Below are 16,866 nucleotides of genomic sequence, written 5' to 3'. Positions count from 1 at the left end.
CCTGGCGGGTCATGCCGGGTCCGGGGCGAGGTAGCCGCTCCGCCATGCGCCACCGGTCCGCATCGCGACACCATCGATGCGCCGTCACGCTCGGCGAATCGCCGAAATCCGGGTTGCCGGAAGCCCGCGGACTCGGCGAATCGAACAAGCCGCTCAGCACATCCACGGAAGGCCCGGATCCAGGCGGGCCGACGGGATCGCTCTGCTAAAATCGGCGGCCCGCCGGCGCAGGTCGCGCCGCGCCTTTTTCGAATCTTTTCTGGAGCGCTCCATGCCCGCAGACATCCTCAAGGCACTCGGCCTTGGCAAGACCAACTCCGGCACCTACCTGGGCCGCGGCGAGTGGTCGACGACCACCGACGCCGGCCTGTTGCAGTCGATCAATCCGACCACCAACGAGGTGATTGCCGAGGTCCATGCCAGCAGCCAGGCCGACTACGAGACCGTGGTCGCGCGCGCGCAGGAAGCCTTCAAGGTCTGGCGCACCACCCCGGCCCCGCGCCGCGGCGAAGCCGTGCGCCTGTGCGGCGAGGCGCTGCGCAAGCACAAGGACGCGCTGGGCTCGCTGGTCGCGCTGGAAATGGGCAAGAGCAAGCCCGAAGGCGATGGCGAAGTGCAGGAAATGATCGACATCGCCGACTTCGCGGTCGGCCAGAGCCGCATGCTGTACGGCTACACCATGCACTCCGAGCGCCCGGGCCACCGGATGTACGAGCAGTACCAGCCGCTGGGCCTGGTCGGCATCATCAGCGCGTTCAACTTCCCGGTCGCGGTGTGGTCGTGGAACTCGTTCCTGGCCGCGATCTGCGGCGACGTATGCATCTGGAAGCCGTCCAACAAGACCCCGCTGACCGCGATCGCGTCGATGAAGATCTGCAATGACGCGCTGAAGGCCGGCGGCTTCCCGGACATCTTCTTCCTGATCAACGACGCCGGCATCGAGCTGGCCCAGCAGTTCGTCGACGACAAGCGCATCCCGCTGATCAGCTTCACCGGTTCGACCCAGGTCGGCCGCACCGTCGGCGAGCGCGTGGCCCGCCGCATGGGCCGCAGCCTGCTGGAACTGGGCGGCAACAACGCGATCATCCTGGACGAAACCGCCGACCTGAAGCTGGCGATCCCGGGCATCGTGTTCGGCGCGGTCGGCACCGCCGGCCAGCGCTGCACCACCACCCGCCGCCTGATCGTGCATGAATCCATCTACGACACCGTGCTGTCCACCCTCATCAAGGCCTACAAGCAGGTCGAGGGCAAGATCGGCGATCCGACCGATCCGGCCAACCTGATGGGACCGCTCAACAGCCAGGGCGCGGTGCAGCAGTTCCTCGCTTCGGTCGAGAAGGCCAAGGCCAGCGGCGGCAAGGTCGAGACCGGCGGCACCGCGATCGATCGCCCCGGCAACTTCGTCCTGCCGACCATCGTCACCGGCCTGAAGAACTCCGACGAGGTGGTCCAGCACGAGACCTTCGCGCCGATCCTGTACGTGATGAAGTACAAGACCCTGGACGAGGCCATCGACATGCAGAACGGCGTGCCGCAGGGCCTGTCCTCGTCGATCTTCACCCAGAACCTGAAGGCGGCCGAGCAGTTCCTGTCGGCGGCCGGCTCGGACTGCGGCATCGCCAACGTCAACATCGGCACCAGCGGCGCCGAGATCGGCGGCGCGTTCGGCGGCGAGAAGGAAACCGGCGGCGGCCGCGAATCCGGTTCGGATGCGTGGAAGGTCTACATGCGCCGCCAGACCAACACCATCAACTATTCCGACTCGCTGCCGCTGGCGCAGGGTATAAAGTTCGACCTCTGAGCCCCGAGAAAGGAAAAGGACGCCGATGAACGCACCCGCCCGCCAGACCAGCACCCTGGCCATCATCAGCTTGATCGCCGGCATCCTCGGCTGGAGCCTGCTGCCCTTCCTGGGCAGCATCGGCGCGATCATCACCGGCCACATGGCGCGGGCCGAAATCCGTCGCGAGCCGCAGCGCCTGGACGGCGACGGGTTCGCGGTGGCCGGGCTGATCCTGGGCTGGCTGTCGGTCGTCCTGTGGATCATCGGCATCCTGGTGTTCGTGCTGTTCTTCGGCGGCCTGGTGTGGCTGGGCACGCTGAGCCAGTGAGCCGGGCCCGGTGACCGGCGCCGGCGACAGCGCACTACGCTTCAGCAACCGGGTCGCGGACTATGTCCGCTACCGGCCCGGCTACCCGGACGCCCTGTTCGACTGGCTGCACCGCGAACAGGGCGTGCCACCCGGCGCGCGGGTTGCAGACATCGGCGCCGGCACCGGTATCGCCACCCGCGCCTGGCTACGGCGCGGCCACCCGGTGATCGCGGTGGAACCCAATGCCGCCATGCGCGAGGCGCTGGTGGCGGATCTGGCCGGCGAGCCCGGCCTGGGCACGACCGACGGCAGCGCCGAGGCTACCGGACTGGAGCCGGCCAGCATCGATCTGGTATCCAGCGCCCAGGCCTTCCATTGGTTCGAACCGGATGCGACCCGCCGCGAATGGGCGCGCATCCTGCGCCCGGACGGCCTGGCCTGCGTGTTCTGGAACAGCCGCCTCCCCGACGCCTCGCCGTTCCTGCGCGACTACGAGGCCCTGCTGCACGCCCACGGCGAGGACTATGCGCGGGTTGCCGAACGCCACCCCGACGACGACGCCATGCAGGCCTGGTTCGGGCCGGGTTTCCGCGCGATGGCGCGCTTCCCGCACGCCCAGCCGCTGGATTTCGACGCCCTGTACGGCCGCCTGCGCTCCTCCTCCTCCACACCCCCGCCCGGGGATCCCCGGCACGAGCCGATGCGGGCGGAATTGCACCGGGTATTCGATACGCACGCCGAACAGGGCATGATCCACTTCGACTACCTGACCCGTGTGTTCGTGGGCACCCTGCACTGATCCATGTACAAACTCGCTCGCCCCTTCCTGTTCGGCTTTGACGCCGAACGCGCCCACGGCCTCGGACTGAAGGCCATCGAGACGGCTTACCGGACCGGCACGATCCCGCTGCTGGCACGGCCGCCGCAGCCGTTGCCGACCAAGCTGCTGGGGCTGACCTTCCCCAACCCGGTCGGCCTGGCCGCCGGCCTGGACAAGAACGGCGCCCACGTCGAGGCGCTGTTCGGGCTGGGCTTTGGCTTCGTAGAGGTGGGCACGGTCACGCCGCGCCCGCAGCCGGGCAACCCGAAACCGCGCATGTTCCGGCTGCCCGCGCACCAGGCGGTGATCAACCGGCTGGGTTTCAACAACGAAGGCGTCGACGCGCTGGTGCGCAATATCGAGCGGATCCGCCGCCGCAGCGGCGTGCTCGGCATCAATATCGGCAAGAACAAGGACACCTCCAACGAACGCGCCGCCTCGGACTACCTGTATTGCCTGGAACGGGTCTATCCGCTGGCCGACTACATCACCGTCAACATCTCATCGCCCAACACCGCCGGCCTGCGCGAGCTGCAGGAGGAACAGGCACTGCGCCAGTTGATCGGCAGCCTGCGCGAGGCGCAGGAGGATCTGGCCGCACAACACGGCCGACGGGTGCCGATGCTGGTGAAGGTCGCGCCGGACCTGTCCGACGACGACATCGACGCGGTGGCACGCGTGCTCGGCGATCTGGGCGTGGACGGCGTCATCGCCACCAACACCACCGTCTCGCGCATCAGCGTGCAGGACGATCCGCTGGCCCACGAGACCGGCGGCCTGTCCGGCGCGCCGCTGATGGGACAGTCGACGCTGGTGCTGCGCCGGCTGCGCACCCGCCTGCCAGACCGGATTCCGCTGATTGGCGTGGGCGGCATCCTCTCGGGCGCCGATGCGGTGGCCAAGATGGCCGCAGGCGCTTCGCTGGTGCAGGTCTATTCCGGCATGGTCTATCGCGGGCCGGAACTCATCGGCGAGTGCGTCGATGCCATCCGCCGCCGCCGCGAGGCACCCAGCCGTGGCGCGGTGGCGCCGGAATGAGTCTTCCCTGGCGCCTGATCCGCGACGCCTCGCTGCGCAATCGCAACACCTTCGGGGTGGAAGCGCGCGCGCCCTGGCTGATCGAACTGGACGACACCGCCGCGCTGCCGGAACTGCTGGCGCGGCCGGAAATCGCCGAGACATCCCTGCTGGTGCTGGGCGGCGGCAGCAATCTGTTGTTCGCCGGCGACGCCGAGGGACCGGTGCTGGCGCTGACCGCCGCCGCGACCCGCGTGCTGTCCCAGGACGCCACCCACGCGCGCGTGCGCACCGAAGCGGGCGTGCCCTGGCACGCGCTGGTGATGTGGTCGCTGCAACAGGGGCTGTGCGGGCTGGAAAACCTCGCGCTGATTCCCGGCACCGCCGGCGCCGCGCCGATCCAGAACATCGGCGCCTATGGCGTGGAAGTCGGCGAATTCATCCACGCGGTGGAAGCCTGGGATCGCCACGAAGGCGTCCTGCGCCGGCTGGACCGCAGCGCCTGCGCGTTCGGTTATCGCGACAGCGTGTTCAAGCACCAGCCGGACCGCTACATCGTCACCGCGGTGGAGCTGGACCTGCTGCGCGCGCCTGCGCTGCGGCTGGACTACGCCGGCCTCGGCGAGGAACTGGCGACGATGGGCATCGCCCGGCCGGATGCGCGCGACGTCGCCGAAGCGGTGATCGCGATCCGCAGCCGCAAGCTGCCGGACCCGGTGGTGATCGGCAACGCCGGCAGCTTCTTCAAGAATCCGATCGTGCCGGCGGCATTGGCCGAAACCCTGCAGGCCGCGCATCCTGGCCTGCCGGTGTTCCGCGGCGACGCGCCGGACACCCGCAAGATTTCCGCCGCCTGGATGATCGACGCCTGCGGCTGGAAGGGGCACCGCGACGGCAATGCCGGCGTGGCCGCCTCGCACGCGCTGGTCCTGGTCAACCATGGCGGCGCCACCGGCGCCCAGTTGCTCGCCCTCGCCCGCCGCATCGCCGACTCGGTCGCCACGCGGTTCGGCGTCGCCATCGAACCCGAGCCCCGCATCATCGGAGCGCGCTGGTAGCCATGCGCGTCACCGCTCCCGCCCCGCGTCGTTCCCGCCCGCTCCCCCGGAGCGCGCGGAGCGGAGGGCGGGGCGGGATCCGCGCGTGGCGTCCAAACCGCGTCGCCGCGCGATGGCTGTGTTTCCTTCGTCGTTTTCTCCCGCGCATGCCGGCATTCGGCCCGGCGTGCCCCGCCTTCGTGGAAGCCTGATGCCCGCCATTCCCGTCCACTTCCGCGCCGCAGCGCTGATGCTGGCCAGCACGATGTTCTTCGCGATGATGGTGGTCGCGATCCGGCTGGCCTCGGCCAGCCTGCACACCTTCGAGATTGCGTTCTTCCGCAATTTCTTCGGCCTGCTGGCGGCGCTGCCGCTGCTGGTCAAGCACGGGCCGGGGCTGCTGAAGACCCAGCATTTCCCGCGCTACCTGTTCCGCTGCGTGATCGGTATCTGCTCGATGCTGGCCGGCTTCTGGGCCATCGGCCACCTGCCGTTGGCGCAGGCGGTGTCGCTGTCCTACTCCACCCCGCTGTTCGTCACCCTGGCCGCGGCGGCCATGCTCAACGAAAAGGTCCGCGCCCGCCGCTGGACCGCGGTGGTGCTGGGTTTCCTGGGCGTGCTGATCATCGTGCGTCCCGGCACCGCCGAGTTCAGCATGGACGCCATGATTGCGGTGCTGGCAGCAGTGATGAGCGCGCTAGTGGCGATCCAGATCAAGCAGTTGTCGCAGACCGAGCCGGCCGATCGCATCGTCCTCTACACCACCCTGCTGTGGGTTCCGATGTCGCTGGTACCCGCGCTGAGCGTGTGGGAATGGCCGCAGGGCATCACCTGGCTGTGGGTGATCGCCGCCGGCGTGATGGGCACCGGCGGGCACATGCTGTGGACCCGTGCGCTGAAGCTGGGCGAGGTTTCCGCGCTCACGCCGATCAGCTTCATGCAGTTGCCGGTCGTGGCGGTATTCGGCTGGTGGCTGTTCGACGAAAGCCTGGATCGCTGGACCCTGCTGGGCGCGGCGATCATTTTCGGCGCCAACGCCTACATCGCCCATCGCGAGGCGGTGCTGTCGCGCAAGGCCGCCTCCGAGGCGGCCAGTTCGGCGGCCAAGCCGGGCGAGTGAGGCGCGTCCGCGACGACGCGACGCGCATGCTCTCCCGCCTTACTTGAATCCTGTCGGCGGGCGCCCTTCGCGGATCGCATCGGCCAGCGCGGCCAGCGGCTCGCTCAGGGTATCGGGGCTGGCCGCCAGCAGCGGCTCCAGGTATTGCCGGCGCAGCGCCTGCGCCTGTTCGCGGTGGCCGAAGCCCGCTTCGGCGGTGGCCAGCGTCCAGATCGCATGCAGCGTTTCCGGGTGTTGTTCCCCGAGCAGGCGACTGCGGACCTCGACCACTTCGCGATAGGACGCCAGCGCCAGCGGCGCATCGCCCAGCGTGCGCGCCGCATCGCCACGGATCAGCAAGGCGCGCTGGGCCTGTGGGTGCTTCATTCCCAGCACATCGCGCGCCAGTGGCAGTCCGTCGCGCAGCAGCGCCAGGCTCTGCTGCGGATGGCCGTCGCGCAGCAGGGTGCCGGCATGGTTGATCAGGATCGACAGGGTGTCCGGATGATTGGCGCCCAACAAGCGGGTCCGCTGCTCCAGCACCTGCCGCTCCAGCGGCAGCGCGGCGGCGTAGTCGTCCAGCCGCGCGTAGGTCGTGGCCAGGTTCAGCCGCGCGCGGATGGTCTGCGGGTGCAGCGGCCCGAGCACGCGCTCGCGCCCGGCCAGCACCGCCTTCATCATCGGCAACGCTTCGTCGGCGGCGTTGGAGTCCGCCAGCATGCTGGCCAGCGTGCCGCGCGCATGCAGCGTCAGCGGATGATCGTTGCCGAGCCGGCGGGTCTGTATCGCCAGCAGTTCGCGCTGCAACTTGACCGCGCCTTCCTTCTCGCCGGTGATCATCCGCATCACCGCCAGATTGCCGGTGGCCGCCAGGGTGTCCTTGTGTTCGGCGCCCTGCACCGCCACCCGCAACGGCAGCAGCTTTTCCATGTTCGCCCGCGCCTCGGCCATCTCGCCGACCGCGCGTTGCATGTCGGCCAGCGCGTTGAGGGCGTCCATCGCCGCGGGATCGCGATCGCCCGCCTGCTTCGCCAACCGCTCGTGCAGCGACTGCAGCAGGGTCTTGGCCCGTTCGCGCTCGCCGCGCGCGGACAGCAGGCTGGCCTGGGCGATCTCCAGTCCGGCGCGGGTGGGGTCGTTCAACGGCAGCGGCCGCGCCAGCGGTTGCGCGCGTTCGATGATGGCCGCGGCGGCGTCCACCTCGGCCGCGCCGAGCAGCGCTTCGGCCTGCTCCAGGCGAGCGGCCAGCGTCGTCCGGTCGGCTTCGCCGGACTGGCCGGCGCGGTAATCGGCGACCTTGCCGAATTCCCGCGCGGCCTGCGGACTCATGCCCAGGGCGGCATAGACGCGTGCGACCGATTCACGCAGGTTGGCGGCCAGCGCCGGTTGCCGGGCGAAGTCGCGATCAATGGCGGCCTCGGCGCTGGCCAGCAGATCACGATCGATCATGCCGCGTGCCAGATCGGCGGTGTTGATCCCGGCCAGCAGTTGTTCCAGCGAGGCGCGGACGGACGGATCGGCTGCGGCGATCTGGTCGCGCATGCCGCCGGCCAGGCCGCCCCCCATCGCTTCGATGTCGATGCCTTCCAGCATCGATTGCTGGAACGCGGCCACCTTCTCCAGTTCCGCGCTGCGCTGTTCGGCAATCGTCCGTTGCGCACGCGCCTGCATCAGGCCATACACCGACACCGCAAGACCACCCAGCAGCGCCAGCCCGACCACCGCCGCGGCCACCAGCGCGGTGCGGTGGCGGGCGAAGAAGCGCGACCAGCGGTAGCGGCGGGTCGGCGGCACCGCCGCCAGCGGCGCGCCCTCCAGGAACCGCTGCAGTTCCGCGGCCAGTTCGGCGACCGATGCATAGCGTGCATTGCGATCATGGGCCATCGCCTTGGCGACCACCCAGTCCAGTTCCTCGCGCAATGCGCGCCGCAGGCGGTGGATATCGCCCGCCGGCGTGGCCGCGGTCGACTGCGCGGCGAGTTGCTCGGACGGCAGGCGCAGGACGCCGCCATCGGCGGTGCCGCCGTCGCGCACGCCGGGTCGGCTGCCGGTCAGCAGTTCGTGCAGCAGCACGCCCAGCGAGTAGACGTCGCTGCGCGTATCGAGCGTGGCGAGGTCGCCCTCGGCCTGTTCCGGGCTCATGTAGTCCGGGGTGCCGGCGCGCTCCTGCATGCCGGCCAGCGCGCGCGAGGTGGCGGTGGCGATGCCGAAGTCGATGATCTTGGGCGCGGCGCGACCGTCGATGCGGTCGACCAGGATATTGCCGGGTTTCAGATCCCGGTGGATCACGCCCTTGTGATGGGCGTGCTGGACGCCTTCGCAGATGCGGATGAACAATGCCAGCCGTTCGCGCAGATCCAGTCCCTCCTCCGCGCAGAACACGGTGACCGGCCGCCCCTCGCTGAACTCCATGGCGAAGAACGGCACGCCGTCGTCGGTGGCGCCGGCGTCGTAGATCTGGGCGATGGCCGGATGCCGCATCTGCGCCAGCAGTTGCCGTTCGATCTCGAAATAGGCCAGATGGCGCGCTTCCACGCGATGACCGCGCAACAGCTTCAGCGCCACGGTCCGGCGCACCGGTTCCAGTTGTTCGGCCCGGTACACCTCGCCCATGCCGCCACGTCCGAGCAGGCCCTCAAGCCGATAGCGTCCCAGCCGCGCGCCCGGCGCGAAGGTCTGGCCGTCCGCGGGCATGTGCCCGGACAGGCGCGTCGCCAGAAGCTCGGTGGCTTCCGGGTCCGCCGATGGCGGTGCTGGATTCATGGCGCATCCCCCTGGAGTGCCGCCATGGTAGCGGAAGCGCCGGCAGCCGCCACGCGGACCCGCTACACTCAACGCCTTCCCTCCCCGCGGCCGCAGCATGGCGCCCGATCACGAGACCACCCAGCGCACGATCCTGAGCGACGGACCGCGTCCGTCCGGCTCGCGCTCGGCCTGCGTGGTGGTGATCCAGGGCGAGGGCCTGGGCCGGCGCGCCGACATCGACGCGCAGCCGGTGGTGGTCGGGCGTTCGCGCGAGGCCGACCTGCACATCCCGCACCGCAGCGTGTCGCGCCTGCATTGCCGGATCTGGCGCGAAGGCGACGAGTACCGCGTGTGCGATCTGGATGCGACCAATCCCACCCGCCTCAATGACCAGCCGATCCAGGAGGCGACGCTGACCGATGGCGATCACCTGACCCTGGGCGAGTGCATCCTGAAGTTCATCAGCCACGCCAGCGTCGAGGCGCACTACCACGAGGAGATCTACCAGCTTGCCACCCACGACGCGCTGACCGATCTCTACAACCGCCGCCACTTCATCGAGGCGGTCGAGCGCGAAATCGCCCGCGCGATGCGCCACCAGCGTCCGCTGGCGATGTGCATCATCGACGTCGATCTGTTCAAGCCCATCAACGACCGCTACGGGCACATCTCCGGTGACAACGTGCTGCGCCAGATCGCCGGCATCCTGCGCAGGCACGTGCGCAACGACGATGCCGCCGCGCGCATCGGCGGCGAAGAGTTCGCGGTGCTGCTGCCCGAATGCGACGGCGACGCCGCGTTCGGTTTCGCCGAGCGCCTGCGCCAGGCGGTGGCCGAGGCGGTGTTCAAGCCCGGCGGCGACGAGCAGTCGATCACCGTGAGCATCGGCATCGCCGCGCTCACGCCCAGCCGCGATACCTGCAGCCGGATGATGGCCGCGGCCGACGCCGCGCTGTACCGGGCCAAGAGCGAAGGCCGCAACCGGGTCTGCATCCAGTATTGAGTTTTCGGGGGTACCGGTTTTTCGTGGGACGCCGAGGTCAAGAGCTCGCGCCGGGGACGGCGCTCCTACCCTGTCCCGTCATCCCGAATCTCCAATCCCGTCGTCCCGTCATCCCGTCATCCCCAATCTCGAATCCCCAATCCCAAACGTCCCCTCGCCGCCGATCGGCGCGACCGGCAATCCCGCCGCGCGCCAGGCGTCGATGCCACCGCGCAGCGGAACCGCGTCGAGATAGCCGCGCCGGCGCAGCTGGCCGGCCAGCCAGGCCGCGGACACCTCGTCCGGGCAGGCGCAGTAGATGACAACCCTGCGATCACGCGGCACGGTCGCCACGATGTCATCCAGCCTGCGCTCGTCGGCGAAGACCGCGCCGGGAATGATGAAGGGGTCCACATCGCGGAAACCCGGCGCGCGGATGTCCAGGATTGCCGGTGCCTGCCCCGCGCGCACCAGCGCGTCCAGCGCGGCCGGTTCGATGCGCGCGGCTTCCAGCATCCGGAACAGCGCGCGCCGGCGCCACCAGCGATAGCCGACGTACAGGACCAGCCCCGCCGCCACCAGCGCCAGCGCGCCGACGCCCAGTTGCGATAGCGCCAGCAGCACGCCTTCCACCTGGCGGGAGAAGATCACGCCCAGCGCCAGCCCCACCGTCGCCCACAGCGCCGCGCCCAGCCCGTCATAGCGCAGGAACCGCGGCAGGCCCGCTTGCATCGCACCGGCCAGCGGCACCGCGACCATCGACAGGCCGGGCACGAACTTGGCCACCGCCAGCACGCGGATGCCAAAGCGGCCGTAGACGCGTTCGGTCTGCTTCATGCAACTGTCGCGCGACAGCGACAGCCGGCACAGCGATTGCAGGGTGCGGTTGCCGTAGCGGCGGCCGGCAAAGAACCACGCGGCGTCGCCCAGCAGGCTGGCCGAGACGGAGACCGCGAGCACGCCAAGCAGCGCCGGCCACGCCGGATCCGCGTGCAGGGCGATGCCCGCCCCCACCACGATCAGGGTCGGCATCGCCGGCACCGGCAAGCCCAGCGACAGCGCCAGCACGTTGACGAACACCAGTCCGACGCCGAACCGCTCGACCAGCTCCTGCATATCGGTATCCATCCGCGCCACGCGGTATTTGCACAGGCCGCCATCCTCCCGCCGCGCGCGGACAACCACAAGCCGGGCGGATCGCAACAATCCGTTACGTTCTGCGCCCGCCGGCTTGCGACGCCACCAGCGGTTCTCCTAGTCTGGAGGCGGTCAGCAGGGAGGGAGCGCCGATGACCAGCCGATTCGCGAGCGTCACCCCCTTGGTGCCGGCCGGGCCGTCCCTGGCCGAAGCGCTGGATTTCTATGTCGGCCGAATGGGCTTCCACGCGCTCTGGCAGGAAGGCGACATGGCCGGCATCGAACGCGACGGCATCGGCTTCCACCTGGTCCGCAACAACGAACCGCTGTGGGCGCGCAACGCCAGCTTCAGCATCGGGGTGGCCGGACTGGACGCGCTGTACGCGGAGTACCGCGATCTGCCCGCGCAGATCGGGCCACTGGAAATGAAGTCGTGGGGCCGGCGCGAGTTCCACCTGATCGTGCCGCCGGGGGTGTGCTTCCAGTTCTACGAGTTCGCCTGAGCGACGCGCTTCCACGGCCCGCCGTTGCGGTACAGCACGATATACAGGCCGGCCACCCAGGCCATGCCCGCGGCCCAGCCACCCAGGATGTCCGAGGGGTAATGCACGCCCAGGTAGACCCGGGACAGGCCGACCAGCAGGACGAAGGCGAGCGCGGCCAGCGCCGCCGGCCAGCGCCAGCGGGTGCGCCAGGCCAGCAGGAACACCACCATCGCCAGGGTCATCGACCCCATCGCATGCCCACTCGGGAAACTGAAGGTGTGCTCGGGCGCGATCGAGTCCCACAGCGACGGCCGGTCGCGCTGGAAGAACTGCTTGGTCGCCAGGTTCAGCAGCGCCGAACCGATGAACGAGGACGCCGCGAACAACGCCTCGCGCCAGCGCCGCCAGGCCAGCAGGCCCAGCACGATAGCGATGTCGACCGGGATCACCCCGTACTGGTAGCCGGCCGCCGACACGCCGACGAAGAAGCGATCCAGCGCCGGCGACGCCAGCGCGTGCATCCGCCACAGCAGCGGATCGTCGAAGAAGAAGTTCTCCAGTTCGTGGACTTCGTCGGCCAGTTCCACGAACAGCCACAGCGGCGCCAGCACACCGGCGAACAGCAGCAGCATCCGCAGGCCGCGCTCGCGCAACAATTCGAGCAGGGCGTTCAGCCCCTGGGCCAGGACCTCAGACGGCGCCACGCGCGTACTTGCGTTCGACGTAGCCGTCGATCAGGGCGATGAACTCCTGGGCGATGTTCTCGCCGCGCAGGGTCACCGCCTTCTCGCCGTCGATGAACACCGGCGCGGCCGGGGCCTCGCCGGTGCCCGGCAGGGAAATGCCGATGTTGGCGTGGCGCGATTCGCCGGGACCGTTCACCACGCAGCCCATCACCGCCAGGGTCATGTTCTCCGCGCCGGGGTGGCTGATCTTCCATTCCGGCATCTTGCCGCGCACATGGTTCTGCACCACCTTGGCCAGTTCCTGGAAGAACTCCGACGTGGTGCGGCCACAGCCCGGGCAGGCGGTGACCATCGGGGTGAAGGCGCGCTGGCCGGTGGTCTGCAGCAGTTCCTGCGCGACGATCACTTCCTGCGTGCGCGACTGGCCCGGCTCGGGCGTGAGCGAAATGCGGATGGTGTCGCCGATGCCCTCCTGCAGCAGCACCGACAGCGCCGCCGCCGAGGCGACGATGCCCTTGCTGCCGATGCCGGCTTCGGTCAGGCCCAGGTGCAGGGCGAACTCCGAGCGCTGCGACATGTCGCGATACACCGCAATCAGTTCCTGCACGCCACTGACCTTGGCCGACAGCACGATGCGATCACGCGGCAGGCCCAGCTCCACCGCGCGCTCGGCCGAATCCACCGCCGAGCGGATCAGCGCTTCGCGCAGCACCCGGCCGGCATCCCAAGGCTGCTCGCGCTGGTGGTTCTCGTCCATCAGCTGCGCGGCCAGCGCCTGGTCCAGGGATCCCCAGTTGGCGCCGATCCGCACCGGCTTGCCGTAGCGGATGGCGAATTCGATCAACTGGGCGAACTGGGTGTCCTTCTTCTTGCCGAAGCCGACGTTGCCCGGATTGATGCGGTACTTGGCCAATGCCTCGGCGCAGGCAGGTTCGCCGGCCAGCAACTGGTGGCCGTTGTAGTGGAAATCGCCGATCAGCGGCACCGTAATCCCCATCATCTCCAGCTTCTCGCGGATGCGCGGGATGGCGGCGGCGGATTCGGGATTGTTGACGGTCAGCCGGACCATTTCCGAACCGGCGCGCCAGAGCTCGGCCACCTGGCGGACGCTGCCGGCGATATCGGCGGTGTCGGTGTTGGTCATCGACTGCACCACCACCGGTTGCCCGCCACCAACCTTCACTCCGCCGATATCGACGGCATGGGTGATGCGGCGGGGCCAGGCGGCGGCGTTGGCGGGGGGCGTGGGGCGGCTGACGGCGTCGTGCATGACGCCCATTTTAGACCGGGAACCGGGTCGGGCAGCGCCCGTCGGCACGCTGCCGTTCACCCGACGCGCTCCGGACCGCCGTCCACCGGATGGCCGCGCTTGCGGCATCGTCTAGCATGTCGGCATGCCGATCTCCTCTCCCAGCTTCCTGCGGACCCTGTGCAACCTGCGCTGGGTCGCCATCATCGGCCAGGCCGTGGCCGTCCTGGTCGCCACCGAGCTGATGCACATACCGCTGCCGGTCGCGCCGCTGTGGGGCGGCATCGGCCTGCTGGCCGCGTTCAACGTCTACGCCACCTGGCGCAGCCACCGGCTGGCGCCGGATTCGGCCGGGGTGGCGTTCCTGCACATGCTGGTCGACGTGGCGGTGCTGGCCTGGCTGGTGGGCTGGAGCGGCGGCATCACCAACCCGTTCAGCCCGATGTTCCTGTTGCTGATCGCGGTGGCCGCGCTGGCCCTGCCGCTGCGCTGGGTGCTGGCCACCGCCGCCGCCTCGCTGGTGGGCTATGCGCTGATGGCGGTGTTCGGCCGGCCCCTGCCGGCTTTCCACGGCAATGCGTTCAACCTGCACCTGTGGGGCATGGCGGTGAACTTCCTGCTGTCGGTCGGCGTGGTGCTGTACTTCTCCACCCGCCTGGTGGCCGCGCTGCGCCAGCGCGAACGCGAGCTGGCGGTGCTGCGCGAACGCTTCGCCCGCAACGAAGGCATCGTCGCCCTGGCCACCCACGCCGCGGCGGTCGCGCACGAACTCAACACCCCGCTGGCGACGATGACCCTGCTGAGCGAGGAGATCGCCGAGCAGTGCGACGACGAGGCCATCCGCGAAGACGCCACCACCCTGCGCGAACTGGTGGACATCTGCCGCGACCGCGTGCGCGAGCTGGCCGCCTCCGCCGAGATGGGCCGCAACACCGGCGCGGACCTGGAGCGCGTCATCCACCGCTGGCAACTGGTACGCCCGACCATCGAACTGCAACGCGAGGGCGAACTGCCGCCGCGGCTGCGGGTGGATCCCTCGATCGGCCACCTGTTGCAGGCACTGCTCAACAACGCCGCCGACGCCAGCCAGCAGGCCGGTTCCACCCGGGTGGAACTGCGCTTGCGCTGCGATGGCGGCGAACTGGTCGGCGAAGTGCGCGACGAGGGCGACGGCTTCCAGGACACCCTGCGCTTCCAATCCGATACCCTGTTCCGCAGCACCAAGCCCGATGGCATGGGCGTGGGACTGGCGCTCTCGCACGCGACGGTCGAACGCCTGGGCGGTTCGCTGACCCTGCAGACCGCCTCGCCACGCGGCGTGCGGGTCAGGTTCCGCCTGCCGTTGCGCGGCACCAAGGATTTCCCATGAACGGCCTGTTGATCGACGACGACGAACTGTACGCCCGCACCCTCCAGCGCAGCCTCGCGCGGCGCGGCATCGAGACCCGCATCGCCCTGGATCCCCGCGAGGCGCTGCGCCTGGCGCGTGAGCAGGCGCCCGACTTCGCCCTGGTCGATCTGAAGCTGGGCGAATCATCCGGCCTGACCCTGATCGAACCGCTGCGCGCATTGCGTCCGGACATGCGGATCCTGCTGGTGACCGGCTACGCGAGCGTGGCCACGGCGGTGGAGTCGATCAAGCGTGGCGCCGACGACTATCTGCCCAAGCCGGCCTCGCTGTCGTCGATCCTGCGCGCGCTCGGCATCGAGCAGAAGAGCGAGCCGCTGGAGCCCGAGGAAACCATGACCCCGCTGCACCGGCTGGAGTGGGAGCATATCCAGCAGGCGCTGGCGGAGACGGATGGCAATATTTCCGCCGCCGCGCGTCTGTTGGGCATGCACCGGCGATCATTGCAGCGCAAGCTGCTGAAACGCCCCGGCCCCGAACGCCGACAGGTCGACGAGTAGAGCGGAGCTTGCTCCGCTGCCTTGGTGTTTGCTTTTGCCTTTCGCTTTCATCCGGAATGGCTATCGGGCGCCAGCGCGCAAACTGGTGGCGCACAAGGTGAAAGACAAAAAACCGAGCCACCGCAGCGGAGCAGGCTCCGCTCCACGCCGGGTTTATGAAACCGCGCTGCTGCGCTACGGTATGCCCCATGCAAGACCCCGCCCGCGACGTCCTCACCCCCAGCCAGCTCAACACCCTGGCCCGCGACCTCCTCGAAGGCGCGTTCCCGCTGATCTGGGTGGAAGGCGAACTCGGCAATGTCACCCGTCCCGCCTCCGGACACCTGTACTTCACCCTCAAGGATGCCCGCGCACAGGTCCGCTGCGCGATGTTCAAGCCCAAGAGCCAGTGGCTGCGGTTCGTTCCTCGCGAAGGGCTGCGGGTGCTCGCGCGCGGTCGGTTGACCCTGTACGAAGCACGCGGCGATTACCAATTGGTCATCGACCATCTGGAAGAAGCCGGCGAAGGCGCACTGCGGCGGGCGTTCGAAGCACTGAAGGCCAGGCTCGCGGCCGAGGGGCTGTTCGATGAAGGCCGAAAACGCGCCCTGCCCGCGCACCCGCGCCGGCTGGCGGTCATCACCTCGCCCAGCGGCGCGGCGGTGCGCGACGTGCTGAGCGTGCTGGGCCGGCGCTTTCCGTTGCTGGAAGTGGACATCCTGCCGGTGCAGGTCCAGGGCGAGGCCGCGCCCGCGCAGATCGTATCGATGCTCCAGCGCGCGGCCGACAGTGGCCGCTACGACACGGTCCTCGTGACCCGCGGCGGGGGTTCGCTGGAGGACCTGTGGGCCTTCAACGACGAACAGTTGGCGCGCGCGATCGCCGCATCCCCCGTACCGGTGGTGTCCGCGGTCGGCCACGAGACCGACTTCACCCTGGCCGACTTCGCAGCCGATCTGCGCGCACCTACGCCGTCGGTCGCGGCCGAACTGTTGGTGCCGGACGTCCGCGATCTCGCGACCCGCCTGCGCACCTTGCAGCGACGCCTGCACGATTTGCAACGCCACCACCTGCGCCAGGCCATGCAGCGCGCCGACCGCGCCGCGCTGCGCCTGAACGCGCTGCGCCCGCAGGCACGCCTGGCGCTGATCCGCCGCCGCCAGGACGAGGCGATGCGGCGCCTGCAGGCACTGTGGCGCGAACGTTCCGAACAGAAGCGCGCACGATTGCGCCATGCCGCGGCCGTCCTGCGCGCCGCGCAACCGCAGCGCCAACTGGCGCAACTGCGCGCGCGGCTGGAAGCGCTGCGCGTTCGCCCGCAAGCCGCGGTGGCCCGCCAGTTGCAGCGCGACGCCCTGCGGTTGCGCGGACTGGCCCGTTCGCTGGAAGCGGTAAGTCCGCTGGCGACGGTGGCACGCGGTTACGCCATCGTCACCCGGGACGACGGTGCGCTGGTGCGCTCGGTCGCGCAGGTACAGCCGGGCGATACCGTGCAGGCCCGCCTGGCCGATGGTGATCTGAAACTGCGCGTCGAGTAGCGCGCCTGGTCCGCGGCGTTGGCCGGGCCGGCCTTGGGTCTGCCCACCCCACTGTCTTCCCGTTCCGCCAATCGGCCTCAACCCCGTT

At 69.5% G+C, this 16,866-nt stretch carries 15 protein-coding genes; 11 read left to right on the top strand and 4 right to left on the bottom strand.

Annotated features, from left to right (window positions below; translation table 11 throughout):
* Positions 1-271 precede the first annotated feature (271 nt).
* The 6 genes from IB228_RS13610 to IB228_RS13585 all read left to right on the top strand — a co-directional run bounded on the left by IB228_RS13610 (position 272) and on the right by IB228_RS13585 (position 6,090).
* Positions 272-1,804 carry an aldehyde dehydrogenase family protein gene (locus IB228_RS13610; protein ID WP_192198880.1) on the top strand — a complete coding sequence of 511 codons (1,533 nt, stop codon included), beginning with the start codon at positions 272-274 and terminating at the stop codon, positions 1,802-1,804.
* 25 nt (positions 1,805-1,829) lie between these two features.
* Positions 1,830-2,114 (top strand): DUF4190 domain-containing protein, encoded by a 285-nt coding sequence (locus IB228_RS13605; RefSeq protein WP_141452397.1) that lies wholly within the window; start codon positions 1,830-1,832, stop codon positions 2,112-2,114.
* 10 nt (positions 2,115-2,124) lie between these two features.
* Complete coding sequence (locus tag IB228_RS13600; RefSeq protein ID WP_192198879.1) at positions 2,125-2,895, top strand: class I SAM-dependent methyltransferase; 771 nt, start codon at positions 2,125-2,127, stop codon at positions 2,893-2,895.
* A 3-nt stretch (positions 2,896-2,898) separates the two neighbouring features.
* A complete protein-coding gene (locus IB228_RS13595) occupies positions 2,899-3,954 on the top strand; it encodes a quinone-dependent dihydroorotate dehydrogenase (protein ID WP_183637429.1) in 1,056 nt (351 codons plus the stop codon).
* Positions 3,951-4,991 carry a UDP-N-acetylmuramate dehydrogenase gene (murB, locus tag IB228_RS13590; RefSeq protein ID WP_192198878.1) on the top strand — a complete coding sequence of 347 codons (1,041 nt, stop codon included), beginning with the start codon at positions 3,951-3,953 and terminating at the stop codon, positions 4,989-4,991. The genes IB228_RS13595 and murB overlap by 4 nt, the downstream gene beginning before the upstream one ends.
* A 190-nt stretch (positions 4,992-5,181) precedes the next feature.
* Positions 5,182-6,090, top strand: a complete 909-nt coding sequence (locus IB228_RS13585) for a DMT family transporter (RefSeq protein ID WP_183637433.1) — start codon at positions 5,182-5,184, stop codon at positions 6,088-6,090.
* Positions 6,091-6,129: 39 nt separating this feature from the next.
* Here the strand turns inward: IB228_RS13585 and IB228_RS13580 are convergent, their stop codons facing one another.
* A complete protein-coding gene (locus IB228_RS13580; protein WP_192198877.1) occupies positions 6,130-8,832 on the bottom strand; it encodes a serine/threonine-protein kinase in 2,703 nt (900 codons plus the stop codon).
* A gap of 97 nt (positions 8,833-8,929) precedes the next feature.
* On the opposite strand from IB228_RS13580, the gene IB228_RS13575 reads away from it, so the two are divergent.
* The gene (locus tag IB228_RS13575; RefSeq protein ID WP_183637438.1) at positions 8,930-9,817 is read left to right on the top strand and encodes a GGDEF domain-containing protein; all 888 of its coding nucleotides are present in this window, start codon (positions 8,930-8,932) and stop codon (positions 9,815-9,817) included.
* A 108-nt stretch (positions 9,818-9,925) separates the two neighbouring features.
* Here IB228_RS13575 and IB228_RS13570 read toward each other — a convergent pair whose 3' ends face one another.
* A complete protein-coding gene (locus IB228_RS13570; protein WP_192199011.1) occupies positions 9,926-10,912 on the bottom strand; it encodes a DedA family protein/thiosulfate sulfurtransferase GlpE in 987 nt (328 codons plus the stop codon).
* A 173-nt stretch (positions 10,913-11,085) separates the two neighbouring features.
* On the opposite strand from IB228_RS13570, the gene IB228_RS13565 reads away from it, so the two are divergent.
* Entirely contained in the window at positions 11,086-11,436 is a 351-nt protein-coding gene (locus tag IB228_RS13565; protein ID WP_183637440.1) for a hypothetical protein, read from the top strand.
* Here IB228_RS13565 and IB228_RS13560 read toward each other — a convergent pair.
* Entirely contained in the window at positions 11,421-12,104 is a 684-nt protein-coding gene (locus IB228_RS13560; protein ID WP_343205566.1) for a phosphatase PAP2 family protein, read from the bottom strand. The genes IB228_RS13565 and IB228_RS13560 overlap by 16 nt on opposite strands.
* A gap of 4 nt (positions 12,105-12,108) precedes the next feature.
* Entirely contained in the window at positions 12,109-13,374 is a 1,266-nt protein-coding gene (ispG, locus tag IB228_RS13555) for a flavodoxin-dependent (E)-4-hydroxy-3-methylbut-2-enyl-diphosphate synthase (protein WP_192198876.1), read from the bottom strand.
* A gap of 124 nt (positions 13,375-13,498) precedes the next feature.
* On the opposite strand from ispG, the gene IB228_RS13550 reads away from it, so the two are divergent.
* The 3 genes from IB228_RS13550 to xseA all read left to right on the top strand — a co-directional run bounded on the left by IB228_RS13550 (position 13,499) and on the right by xseA (position 16,778).
* The gene (locus tag IB228_RS13550) at positions 13,499-14,722 is read left to right on the top strand and encodes an ATP-binding protein (RefSeq protein WP_192198875.1); all 1,224 of its coding nucleotides are present in this window, start codon (positions 13,499-13,501) and stop codon (positions 14,720-14,722) included.
* On the top strand, positions 14,719-15,261 hold the full coding sequence (locus IB228_RS13545) for a response regulator transcription factor (protein ID WP_141452386.1): 543 nt from the start codon (positions 14,719-14,721) through the stop codon (positions 15,259-15,261). The genes IB228_RS13550 and IB228_RS13545 overlap by 4 nt, the downstream gene beginning before the upstream one ends.
* 188 nt (positions 15,262-15,449) lie before the next feature.
* Complete coding sequence (xseA, locus tag IB228_RS13540) at positions 15,450-16,778, top strand: exodeoxyribonuclease VII large subunit (RefSeq protein WP_192198874.1); 1,329 nt, start codon at positions 15,450-15,452, stop codon at positions 16,776-16,778.
* Positions 16,779-16,866: the final 88 nt, after the last annotated feature.

The sequence above is a fragment of the Pseudoxanthomonas sp. PXM04 genome, assembly GCF_014851695.1.
Taxonomy (GTDB): Bacteria; Pseudomonadota; Gammaproteobacteria; order Xanthomonadales; family Xanthomonadaceae; genus Pseudoxanthomonas_A; species Pseudoxanthomonas_A beigongshangi.
This window is presented reverse-complemented; position numbering and strand designations above follow the sequence as displayed.

Bases quoted from the DNA above. Each gene is read 5' to 3' on its own strand.
- IB228_RS13610 (WP_192198880.1), top strand. From the start codon at position 272: ATGCCCGCAGACATCCTCAAGGCACTCGGCCTTGGCAAGACCAACTCC.
- IB228_RS13605 (WP_141452397.1), top strand. From the start codon at position 1,830: ATGAACGCACCCGCCCGCCAGACCAGCACCCTGGCCATCATCAGCTTG.
- IB228_RS13595 (WP_183637429.1), top strand. From the start codon at position 2,899: ATGTACAAACTCGCTCGCCCCTTCCTGTTCGGCTTTGACGCCGAACGC.
- murB (WP_192198878.1), top strand. From the start codon at position 3,951: ATGAGTCTTCCCTGGCGCCTGATCCGCGACGCCTCGCTGCGCAATCGC.
- IB228_RS13585 (WP_183637433.1), top strand. From the start codon at position 5,182: ATGCCCGCCATTCCCGTCCACTTCCGCGCCGCAGCGCTGATGCTGGCC.
- IB228_RS13580 (WP_192198877.1), bottom strand. From the start codon at position 8,832: ATGAATCCAGCACCGCCATCGGCGGACCCGGAAGCCACCGAGCTTCTG.
- IB228_RS13575 (WP_183637438.1), top strand. From the start codon at position 8,930: ATGGCGCCCGATCACGAGACCACCCAGCGCACGATCCTGAGCGACGGA.
- IB228_RS13570 (WP_192199011.1), bottom strand. From the start codon at position 10,912: ATGCAGGAGCTGGTCGAGCGGTTCGGCGTCGGACTGGTGTTCGTCAAC.
- IB228_RS13565 (WP_183637440.1), top strand. From the start codon at position 11,086: ATGACCAGCCGATTCGCGAGCGTCACCCCCTTGGTGCCGGCCGGGCCG.
- ispG (WP_192198876.1), bottom strand. From the start codon at position 13,374: ATGCACGACGCCGTCAGCCGCCCCACGCCCCCCGCCAACGCCGCCGCC.
- IB228_RS13550 (WP_192198875.1), top strand. From the start codon at position 13,499: ATGCCGATCTCCTCTCCCAGCTTCCTGCGGACCCTGTGCAACCTGCGC.
- IB228_RS13545 (WP_141452386.1), top strand. From the start codon at position 14,719: ATGAACGGCCTGTTGATCGACGACGACGAACTGTACGCCCGCACCCTC.
- xseA (WP_192198874.1), top strand. From the start codon at position 15,450: ATGCAAGACCCCGCCCGCGACGTCCTCACCCCCAGCCAGCTCAACACC.